The following is an 8,785-nucleotide window of genomic DNA, read 5'->3' as shown; positions in this document are numbered from 1 at the left end:
GGCGGAGGCCGTCGACGCCGAGGCCGAGGCCGCGGCGTCGGCGGAGGCCGTCGACGCGGACGGCGGGCAGCAGCCCTTGCCCTGCCAGGCGTCGCGGCCTTCCGGTGGGGGCGCCTGGCACGTCGGCCGGGACAGACCAGGGACGGGGACGACGACCAGCGATCGGGTACGGCGCGGCGGCTGGGGGACAACGCCGGCGTCGTCAACGCCACCGGCGACGACGCGCCCGACATCTGGCGCCGTCTGATGGGCCACGTGCTGCGCTCCTACGCCGCCCCCGGCGCCCCGCTCTCCGCGCTGCCCGATGCCAGGTCGACAGTGGTCGTGCGCAGGCCGCCCTCTACCGCGCCATGGTCCGCCTCATCCGCCCCAGCTGCGACCACAGCAGCGAGAGCCGCTGAACAGCGAGCACGTACAAGCCTGAGGACGTCTGCGTCGGCGAGCCGGAGGGAATCTCGCCCTCCGGCTCTACAGAGTGAAGTAGGCCGCCGACGAGGTATCCAGGGAGCCGGACCCTTTTCCAAGAGCCCCTTCCCGAACTGACCGGCTACGGCATCTACCGGTGCGACGACGCTGGAGAGCGCCTCGCCGACGAATCGGCCTGAACCGGGCACATGCATGCAGTCAGCAGTCCGCGTCCGTTGCGGCATCGCAGGCGCTGCCATGGGCGGTGCGGACACGGGCCAGGAGCGAGTGAAGGGTGTCGCGCTCCTGGGAGGTGAGATCGGCGAAGAGCTCGTCCTCGACGTGGCCGATGGCGGCGTCGAGTTTGGTAACGGCGGTCACGCCCGCGTCGGTGATCTCGACGATGTGACGGCGGCGATCGGCTGGATCCCGGCGCCGTCGTACCAGATCACGGTCCTCCAGTGCGTTGAGGAGAGCGACCAGGACGCTGGGGTCCACACCCAGCCGGGCGCCGAGGTCGCGCTGGCCGAGCTGACCGCCGTCGAGGTGCATCAGCACGATGGCGTGGCGGGGGGTGACCCCGGAGGCGGTGAGCGCCTCACGAATGCAGGCCTCGGTGGCGCCACCGTGCCGCGCCAGGAGCAGAGAGAGGCGGGACTCCGGGCCGGTGGATTCGGGGGCCTCGTCGCAGCCAGGGAGGCTGGCGGAAGTGCTGGTGGCGGGCGCACTGGCGCCGGATCGTTGGGCCATGGTTCGACCATAGCAAGCCAGGAATGTTCGGTTGCCATTAATCGTTGAAGCACATAGATTATTTGCTGCAGCCCATCACTTGCCGCGCTGCATTCCTGGGCCGGTCGGCGGCCCCCTCCCCATTACCGCCCTGGAGTTCTCCGTGTTCATTGCCTATGTCGTCCTCGCTGTCCTGCTGGCTCTGCTGCTGCTCGTGTCTGCCCGTGGCGACATCACCCGCGACCCGAAGATCACGGAGGGACTCAAGGCGGTCGGGGTGCCCGACAGCTGGTTCGTGCCCCTCGGCCTCGTAAAGATCGCGGGCGCGCTGGGGCTGCTCGCCGGTATCGCCTACCGCCCGCTGGGTATTGCGGCGGCTATAGGTGTCGTCCTGTACTTCCTGGGCGCCGTGATCACGCACGTCCGTGCGGGCGACAAGAAGGGCGTCGGCACGCCGGCCGTGATCATGCTCGTTTCCGCAGCACCGCTGGTGCTTGGCCTCGCGACGGTCTGAAGCGCCAAGCGGTCGTTGAACGCAACGAGGTACACAGCGGGCCCGCCGGGTGATTGCTCCCATCCAGCGGGCCCGTCTATTGGCACAACATTGGCGGATGCTCTTCGAGACCACCGCGCCGAGGAGATCCTGGGCGTCAACATCGAGGAGCTGGATCTCGCTGGGCGCCGGTGAAGGCCAAGGGTGCTCGTCCACGTACGCGTCGCCGCGGCGCCGCTCGCGAGGGCTTCGTCCTGGAGACGGTCTACTGGGACGCGGGCACCGCCGGCTGCTGCCCCGTCTGCGCAAGGGGCGTACGCGCGGACGGGTGTTCGTCACCCGCCGCAAGCCAGGCCCGGGCAAGGTCCTCGCACCGCGCGACGTCTGCCCGGATATCGGGCTCGCCCGCCTCTCCTACGGGCAGGCCCGGATGCTGCTCGACGCGCGCACACGGCCCTCGGCGCGAGCCGGGCATCGGCTGGGATCTGCATGAGTGGCGGCACTCCGGCCTGACCCACCTCGGCGAGGGCGGGGCGAGTCTGCTCCTGCTGATGGCGAAGTCCCGGCACAAGAGGGCGGAGAACGTACGGAGGTGCTTCCACCCCTCTGCGGAGGCGATCGCGGAGGGGCCCGGCATGCTCGTGCCGGGATCGACGCCGCTGAGCACGGGTTGGTCGCCGGGTGGGTCAGAGGTGGGCGGCGCGGTTCATCTCGACGACGTCGTCGACGGTGGGGTTGGCCGGGAGGGCGGCGAAGCGTTCCGGGAGGCTGTCGCGGACGGCCGCGTCCTTGACGCGGTCGGCTGCGGCCAGGGCCGCCGGCAGTTCGTCGAGGGTCAGCTCGGTGCAGTAGGCGGGGCTGTTGGGCTGTTGACGCCACGAGTCGGCCAGCGTGCCGGCGTCGTAGGGGTCGAAACCGGTGTCGTCCACGAGCTGCATGGCCACGCGCCGCGCCTGTTCCGAGTCGGCGGCGACGGGGATGGCGAGGCGGCCGGGAGTTCCGGCCGGAAGGCCCCGGGAGCGCTGGGTCTCGGCCAGGGCGGCGTTCCACGCCTTGACCACGGGCCGCCCCAGCTGCTCGGCGTTCCACACGCTCTCCACCTCGCCGTTGTCCACGGCCTCGATCTGCCCGCTGAGGTGCGGGTAGTAGTTCGAGGTGTCGATGACCACCGTCTCGTCGGGGACCGCGGCGAACAGGTCGGCCAGCTTCCCCGCCACCCCGAAGGGGATGGCCAGGATGATGACGTCCCGTCCCTGGACGGCGTCGGTCAGCTCCGCCGCGCGGGCCCCGGACTCAAGCACCTCGGCCCGGATGGCTTCGGGGCCGCGGGCGTCGGCAACCTGGACGTCGTGACCGGCCGTGCTGAGCTTGACGGCGAGGTTCCCGCCGATGGCACCTGTGCCTATGACGGTAATTTTCATGATTTGTCCCTTAGGAGGTTGTGCTGCCCCCGTGGGGGCGGCGCGATGTGGTGACTGTGTGGCGGGCCGCCCGGCCGTGGCCGGGGTGTGTGGCGGATTACGCCTGGGTGTCCCGCTCGCGGTAGCCGCTGGCGATGAGCGCGCGGAGGCGGTCGAGTGACTTCTCCTCGGTGCCGGTGCCCTTGATCCAGGCGACGGAACAGGCCGCGAGGAACAGGTCGTACCCCTGCACCGAGGCGCGCACGTGCCCCGCGCGCTGCGCGGCGCGCACGTACTGATCGGTGGCGGTGATGAGGATGTCGCAGGGAATCGTGAGGGGGTTGTCCGGATCCTGGGCGCGAGCCGCGGCCATGAGCGGGTCCGGCAGTCCGCTGAAGGCGCTGAGATACTCCTCCATCGCCCGCAGCCACCGCTCCAACGCCTCGGCGGAGTCGCCGAGCTGCTCGATGCCGGCCCGGCGGGCCACGAACTCCTCGGAGCGCGTCTGCAGCACGGCCGCGAGCAACGCCTCCCGGGTGGGGAAGTGCCGGTACAGCGTGGCGGGTCCGACGCCCGCCTCCTTGGCCACCGCCTCCAGGGAGGTGCCGACCCCGTGCCGCAGGAAGTGACGCTGCGCCGTTTCCAGGAGGGCCGCGCGGTTGCGCTGGACATCGGCACGGGGCCTGCGTCCCTGCTGCCCGCCGGCGTTCATGCGTGCTCCGGTCTCCTGTGATCCTGCGGCCGCACCCAAAACGGATGCTGCCTCCGTACACGGACGAGCGTAAACCGGAGGCAGCATCCGGTCAAACCGGTGTGCCTTCCGCGAGGTCGGAGCGCACAAGCCGTCGGCACGCCTGGCCGCGGAACGGGGGACCCGCTCGCTGCGCCGCCCTCAGGGGTGAGCGGAGCCACATGCTCCGCAAGGGGTTCGTCAAGACGCGCCCTCCTGACGTATGGGCCCCATCAAGGGGCCTTAACCCAGAGGTGAAGACGCGGTTTGCTCATCTCGGCCGGTTGGCTGCGTTCGCATCCGGCCGAATCCATCTCACCTCTTCATTCAGGAGCTCGCGATGGCCGACGTGGCCTTCGTCGTCACCACGATCGCGGTATTCGCGTTGGTGGCACTTGTTGCCAAGGGGGTGGCGAAGCTGTGACTGCCGAGAACATCGTCGGCCTGATCGTGGCCGTCTCCCTCCTGGGCTATCTGATCCTCGCCCTTGTGTACCCGGAGAGGTTCTGAGCACGGCTATGAGCCCCTTCCTTGCCGGTGTGCTCCAGCTGCTGGCGCTGATAGCGGCGCTGGCTCTGGCATACCGTCCGCTCGGCGACTACATGGCCAAGGTCTACGGTTCCACCCGGCATCTGCGGGTGGAGAAGTGGATCTACAAGGCCGTCGGTGCCGACCCCACGGTCGAGATGCGCTGGACCGCCTACCTGCGTGGCGTCCTCGCCTTCTCCGCCGTGAGCGTCGTCTTCCTCTACCTCCTGCAGCGCCTGCAGGGTCTCCTGCCCGGCTCGCTCGGCTTCGTGTCGATCGACCCGGACCAGGCGTTCAACACGGCCGCGTCCTTCGTGTCGAACACGAACTGGCAGTCGTACTACGGCGAGCAGGCCATGGGCCACGTCGTGCAGACCGGCGGCCTGGCGGTGCAGAACTTCGTCTCCGCGGCCGTGGGGATCGCGGTCGCGGTCGCGCTCGTGCGCGGCTTCGCCCGGTCCCGCACCGGTGAGCTCGGCAATTTCTGGGCCGACCTGGTGCGCGGCGTCGTGCGCGTCCTGCTCCCGATCTCGGTGGTCGGCGCGATCGTGCTGGTCGCGTGCGGCGCCATCCAGAACTCCGCCGGCATCCACGAGGTCGGGCAGTTCACGGGCGGTGCGCAGCAGTGGAACGGCGGGGCCGTGGCCTCGCAGGAGGCCATCAAGGAGCTGGGCACCAACGGTGGCGGTTACTTCAATGCCAATTCCGCCCACCCCTTCGAGAACCCGAACGCCTTCACCAACCTCTTTGAGATCTTCCTGATCCTGCTGATCCCGTTCTCGCTGACGCGCACGTTCGGCCGGATGGTCGGCAGTGTCCGGCAGGGCTACGCGATCCTCGCCACGATGGCGACGATCTGGCTCGCGTTCGTCGTATTGATGTGGGCGACGGAGTTCGCCGGCAAGGGCCCGGCGTTCGAGATCGCCGGCGGGGCGATGGAGGGCAAGGAGAGCCGGTTCGGGATCGGCGCCTCGTCGATCTTCGCGGTGTCCACCACGCTCACCTCGACGGGGGCCGTGGACTCGTTCCACTCCTCCTACACGGGCCTCGGCGGTGGGATCACCCTGCTCGGCATGATGCTGGGGGAGATCGCGCCCGGCGGTGTCGGCTCCGGCCTCTACGGCATGCTCATCATGGCGATCATCGCCGTGTTCCTCGCCGGCCTGATGGTCGGCCGCACGCCCGAGTACCTCGGGAAGAAGATCGGCACCCGCCAGATCAAACTGGCCGCCTGCTACATCCTGATCACCCCCGCGCTGGTGCTCGGCTTCACGGCCGCGGCGATGGCGCTGCCGACCCCGGCCGGCTCGATGACGAACTCCGGCGCACACGGCTTCTCCGAGATCCTCTACGCCTACACCTCCGGCGCCAACAACAACGGATCCGCCTTCGCCGGGCTGAACGCCGACACCCAGTGGTTCAACACCACCATCGGCCTCGTGATGCTGCTGGGCCGGTTCCTGCCCATGGTGTTCGTGCTCGCCCTGGCCGGCTCGCTCGCCGAGCAGACGCCCGTCCCCAAGACCGCGGGCACGCTGCGCACCGAGAAGCCCCTGTTCACCGGCCTGCTGGTCGGCACGATCCTGATCATCACCGGTCTGACCTACTTCCTGGCGCTCGCGCTGGGGCCGCTCGCCGAAGGGCTGGCGTCATGACCATCGACGTGGAAAAGCACGACGCACAGAAGCAAGAGGACTCCATGTCCCACGCCACTTCGACCCAGGCGCCGCACAGCGACGTGCCGACCGGGCACAAGCCCGAGGCCGGCCGGGTCGCCGGCGGCCTCTTCGACCCGCAGCAGCTGATCACGTCCTTCCCGGACGCGATCCGCAAGCTCGACCCCCGGGTGATGGTCCAGTCTCCGGTGATGTTCGTGGTGCTGGTCGGCTCGGTGGTCACCACCGGGCTCGCCTGCAAGGAGCCGGGCGACTGGTTCGGCTGGGCGATCACCATCTGGCTGTGGCTCACGACCATCTTCGCCAACCTGGCCGAGGCGGTGGCCGAGGGCCGCGGCAAGGCGCAGGCGGACACCCTGCGCAAGGCCAAGACCGACACCGTCGCCCGGCGCCTCACCGGGGCCGGCGAGCAGCGCGTACCGGGCACCGACCTGCGCATCGGTGACCTGGTGGTCTGCGAGGCCGGCGACATCATCCCCGGCGACGGAGACGTCGTCGATGGCGTCGCGTCGGTGGACGAGTCCGCGATCACCGGTGAATCCGCCCCAGTCATCCGCGAGTCGGGCGGCGACCGGTCCGCCGTCACCGGCGGCACGAAGGTGCTGTCCGACCGGATCGTCGTCAAGATCATGACGAAGCCGGGCGAGACGTTCATCGACCGGATGATCAATCTGGTCGAGGGTGCGGCGAGGCAGAAGACGCCGAACGAGATTGCGCTGAGCATCCTGCTCGCCTCCCTCACGATCGTCTTCCTGCTCGCGGTCGTCACCCTGCAGCCGTTCGCGACCTATGCGGGCGCCCAGCAGACCATGATCGTGCTGATCGCTCTGCTCGTCTGCCTGATCCCGACCACCATCGGCGCGCTGCTCTCGGCGATCGGTATCGCGGGCATGGACCGGCTGGTGCAGCGCAACGTCCTGGCCATGTCCGGCCGCGCGGTCGAGGCCGCCGGCGACGTCTCCACGCTGCTGCTCGACAAGACCGGCACCATCACGCTCGGCAACCGCCAGGCCGCCGAGTTCCTGCCGGTCAAGGGCACGACCGATGCCGAGCTGGCGGACGCCGCCCAGTTCTCCTCGCTCGCGGACGAGACGCCCGAGGGCCGCTCCATCGTGGTCCTGGCCAAGGAGAAGTACGGCCTGCGCGAACGCCATCAAGGCGAGCTGGCGCACGCCGAGTGGATCGCCTTCACGGCCCCGACCCGCATGTCGGGCGTGGACGTCGACGGCCGCAAGGTCCGCAAGGGCGCGACGGGCTCGGTCATCGCTTGGGTCGAGGAGCAGGGAGGCACCGTCGCCCCTGACGCCCGCGAGCTGACCGACCGCATCGCGGAGGCCGGCGGCACGCCGCTGCTCGTGGCTGTGGAGGACGGCCAGGGCGCACGGGTCCTGGGCGTCGTCCACCTCAAGGATGTCGTGAAGGACGGCATGCGCGAGCGGTTCGGCGAACTGCGCCGCATGGGCATCAAGACCGTCATGATCACGGGCGACAACCCGCTCACCGCCAAGGCCATCGCCGAGGAGGCGGGAGTGGACGACTTCCTCGCGGAGGCCACCCCCGAGGACAAGATGGCGCTGATCAAACGGGAGCAGGCCGGCGGCAAGCTCGTCGCCATGACCGGCGACGGCACGAACGACGCCCCGGCGGTCGCGCAGGCCGACGTCGGCGTGGCGATGAACACCGGCACCTCGGCCGCCAAGGAGGCCGGAAACATGGTCGACCTCGACTCCAACCCGACCAAGCTCATCGAGATCGTCGAGATCGGCAAGCAGCTCCTCATCACCCGAGGCGCACTCACCACGTTCTCGATCGCCAACGACGTGGCCAAGTACTTCGCGATCATCCCGGCGATGTTCGCGGTCGCCCATCCGGGCCTGGACAGGCTCAACATCATGCAGCTCACCTCGCCGGAGTCCGCGATCCTCTCCGCCGTCATCTTCAACGCGCTGATCATCATCGCTCTCGTGCCGCTCGCCCTGAAAGGTGTGCGGTACCGGCCGATGAGTGCGGACCGGATGCTCCGGCGCAACCTCGGCATCTACGGACTCGGCGGCCTGATCGCCCCGTTCATCGGTATCAAGCTCATCGACCTGCTCCTCTCCCTCATCCCTGGCATTGGGTGACGACCACCATGAACAACTCCGTATCGAGCACCGCTCGTCTGATCGGCGCCGGCCTGCGGGCCCTTCTGGTACTGACCTTGATCTGCGGCGTGATCTACCCGCTCGCCGTGACCGGCGTCGCCCAGGGCCTCTTCCACGACACGGCCAACGGCTCCGAGATCAAGAGCGACGGCAAGGTCGTCGGCTCCGCTCTGATCGGCCAGCGCTACGACCGCCCCCTGAAAGAGGGAGAGGAGACGCCCGCCCCGGACCTGAAGTGGTTCCAGCCGCGTCCGTCCAACGGCCTCGGCAGCAACAGCGTCGACACCCGGTACAACCTGATCCTCTCCGGTGCCACCAACCGGTCCGGCGACAACCCGGAGCTCGTCCGGTGGGTCAAGGAGGCCAAGGCCGCCGTGATCAAGGACAACTCCACGGCGACGTACAAGGTCCGTCCCGCGGACGTGCCGGCCGACGCCGTCACCTCCTCCGCCTCTGGCCTCGACCCGCACATCTCGCCCGATTACGCCCGGCTTCAGGTCCACCGGGTCGCCGAGAAGAACCACCTCGACGTCGACGCCGTCGACAAGCTGGTCAAGGACCACATCGACGGGCGGATCATGGGGTTCATGGGGGAGCCCACGGTGAACGTCCTCCAGCTGAACATCGCCCTGAAAGAACTCACCGAGCAGTGACCGCGTGTGGCCGGCGGGCATCCTGCC

General features: G+C 69.2%; 8 protein-coding genes and 2 pseudogenes. 6 read left to right on the top strand and 4 right to left on the bottom strand.

The annotated features are described in order from the left end of the window. Positions 1-255: pseudogene (locus ACWGH4_RS25215) on the bottom strand (hypothetical protein); the annotation flags it as partial. Between the two features lie 369 nt (positions 256-624). Further along, positions 625-1,155: a MarR family winged helix-turn-helix transcriptional regulator gene (locus ACWGH4_RS25210; RefSeq protein ID WP_453464881.1), complete on the bottom strand. Its 531-nt coding sequence runs from the start codon at positions 1,153-1,155 to the stop codon at positions 625-627. A 142-nt stretch (positions 1,156-1,297) separates the two neighbouring features. Here ACWGH4_RS25210 and ACWGH4_RS25205 point away from each other — a divergent pair, with 142 nt between their 5' ends. After that, entirely contained in the window at positions 1,298-1,648 is a 351-nt protein-coding gene (locus ACWGH4_RS25205; protein ID WP_441267366.1) for a DoxX family protein, read from the top strand. Between the two features lie 91 nt (positions 1,649-1,739). Further along, positions 1,740-2,277 (top strand): annotated as a pseudogene (locus tag ACWGH4_RS25200) (site-specific integrase); the annotation flags it as partial. A gap of 36 nt (positions 2,278-2,313) precedes the next feature. On the opposite strand, the gene ACWGH4_RS25195 reads toward ACWGH4_RS25200, so the two are convergent. Beyond that, entirely contained in the window at positions 2,314-3,048 is a 735-nt protein-coding gene (locus tag ACWGH4_RS25195) for an NADPH-dependent F420 reductase (RefSeq protein ID WP_453464878.1), read from the bottom strand. A gap of 97 nt (positions 3,049-3,145) precedes the next feature. Next, positions 3,146-3,739 (bottom strand): TetR/AcrR family transcriptional regulator, encoded by a 594-nt coding sequence (locus ACWGH4_RS25190; protein WP_453464875.1) that lies wholly within the window; start codon positions 3,737-3,739, stop codon positions 3,146-3,148. 438 nt (positions 3,740-4,177) lie between these two features. On the opposite strand from ACWGH4_RS25190, the gene kdpF reads away from it, so the two are divergent. The 4 genes from kdpF to ACWGH4_RS25170 are packed head-to-tail and all read left to right on the top strand — an operon-like array spanning position 4,178 to position 8,758. Further along, positions 4,178-4,267: a K(+)-transporting ATPase subunit F gene (kdpF, locus tag ACWGH4_RS25185; RefSeq protein ID WP_037647273.1), complete on the top strand. Its 90-nt coding sequence runs from the start codon at positions 4,178-4,180 to the stop codon at positions 4,265-4,267. An 8-nt stretch (positions 4,268-4,275) separates the two neighbouring features. Beyond that, positions 4,276-5,940: a potassium-transporting ATPase subunit KdpA gene (kdpA, locus tag ACWGH4_RS25180; protein WP_453464872.1), complete on the top strand. Its 1,665-nt coding sequence runs from the start codon at positions 4,276-4,278 to the stop codon at positions 5,938-5,940. Then, on the top strand, positions 5,937-8,084 hold the full coding sequence (kdpB, locus tag ACWGH4_RS25175) for a potassium-transporting ATPase subunit KdpB (RefSeq protein WP_453464869.1): 2,148 nt from the start codon (positions 5,937-5,939) through the stop codon (positions 8,082-8,084). Before kdpA ends, kdpB begins: the two co-directional genes overlap by 4 nt. 8 nt (positions 8,085-8,092) lie before the next feature. Next, positions 8,093-8,758: a potassium-transporting ATPase subunit C gene (locus ACWGH4_RS25170; protein WP_453464866.1), complete on the top strand. Its 666-nt coding sequence runs from the start codon at positions 8,093-8,095 to the stop codon at positions 8,756-8,758. The last annotated feature ends 27 nt before the right edge of the window (positions 8,759-8,785 follow it).

It is taken from the genome of Streptomyces sp. NPDC054847, assembly GCF_053610925.1.
Note: the sequence above shows the minus strand (reverse complement) of the source record. Positions and strands in the feature narration are given on the sequence as shown.

Bases quoted from the DNA above. Each gene is read 5' to 3' on its own strand.
- ACWGH4_RS25210 (WP_453464881.1), bottom strand. From the start codon at position 1,155: ATGGCCCAACGATCCGGCGCCAGTGCGCCCGCCACCAGCACTTCCGCC.
- ACWGH4_RS25170 (WP_453464866.1), top strand. From the start codon at position 8,093: ATGAACAACTCCGTATCGAGCACCGCTCGTCTGATCGGCGCCGGCCTG.
- kdpB (WP_453464869.1), top strand. From the start codon at position 5,937: ATGACCATCGACGTGGAAAAGCACGACGCACAGAAGCAAGAGGACTCC.
- ACWGH4_RS25190 (WP_453464875.1), bottom strand. From the start codon at position 3,739: ATGAACGCCGGCGGGCAGCAGGGACGCAGGCCCCGTGCCGATGTCCAG.
- kdpA (WP_453464872.1), top strand. From the start codon at position 4,276: ATGAGCCCCTTCCTTGCCGGTGTGCTCCAGCTGCTGGCGCTGATAGCG.
- ACWGH4_RS25195 (WP_453464878.1), bottom strand. From the start codon at position 3,048: ATGAAAATTACCGTCATAGGCACAGGTGCCATCGGCGGGAACCTCGCC.